Origin of the sequence: Pseudoalteromonas sp. bablab_jr010 (assembly GCF_016464105.1) — a bacterium.
In the GTDB taxonomy this organism is placed as follows: Bacteria; Pseudomonadota; Gammaproteobacteria; order Enterobacterales; family Alteromonadaceae; genus Pseudoalteromonas; species Pseudoalteromonas simplex.
Window position 1 is genome coordinate 1 of the sequence record NZ_JACDWV010000067.1, and the last position, 989, is coordinate 989.

The window sequence follows — 989 nt, forward strand, 5'->3', positions numbered from 1 at the left end:
GGCTACCTGCACTTTGCATGTTGATATCGCGGTTTTGAGTGCTGAGCGAAACATTGTTTTTAACATCAATAAACTGATTATTTTTAATCACAAACTGAATGTTGTCGTTCTCAGTTGTTAGGCAGAGGTCTTTACCTGCATCGATACCCATTTTATTAAAAGCAAACACATTCTGGCGTGTTAAATAGCGCTCTCACGGCGTTAAAAATGACTTATTTAGACCCACTATACTTCATCATTTTTGCCTTGTTATAACGCAATTTTCCTACGCCATAACCGTGTCTTAATTTAATGCAATGGGTATATTAATAGTACCTAGCGCGTCCACTCTATAAATTGGCGACCTGGTTTTTTGGCATTTAGCTCAAGATAGTGCTCAGCAGTGTTGGCCTAAGATTTAAAGGCAGCAAAGCAGGGTATAAGTTCATGCTTTGCTGCCAACATCCATGTTGTTAAAGAGCGGTTACTGTCGTTTATTAATTTGGGTCTGTTGGTGGTGTTACATCAATTAGCCATGCTGGAATGTAGCCATTTTCAACAGTGAGCTTATAGCCTTTTACGTCTTTAGCAATGATGGCTAAGGCGATAAGTGGGAGAGCTAAACCTCCTTGTCTACTACCTATACGCTCTTCGTCACTGTAATATTCTTTATGCGCCAGCAAGGCTTTTTCCATTGCTTGATTATATTCTTGCTCACCGTTATCAGTGAATATGGCGGTGATCACCGGGATAAGTGGCCATTCCAAGCGACTAACATATAAGTAAATTTCATCATCGGCATAATCATCTGGATTACAAGTTAGGTATGCTTGCTCAATCAAGTTGGCTAAATCAGCACTAGGGTTAAATAAGCCTTTAAGTAAATCAGACAGTGCATAATCAAATGGGGTGCGCTGTTCACTTAGCCTTGCTTGTTTAAATACATCGTTGTCGACAGTAATCAGGTAGTTAATAGCTTCGTTATTACGAGCAATGATGCTGCTATAAAA

At 39.5% G+C, this 989-nt stretch carries 1 protein-coding gene; it reads right to left on the bottom strand.

The features are described 5' to 3' along the window. Nucleotides 1-476 precede the first annotated feature (476 nt). Nucleotides 477-989: immunity 49 family protein (locus JIG37_RS05435; protein WP_199528892.1), on the bottom strand; the 513-nt coding region annotated here is incomplete at its 5' end.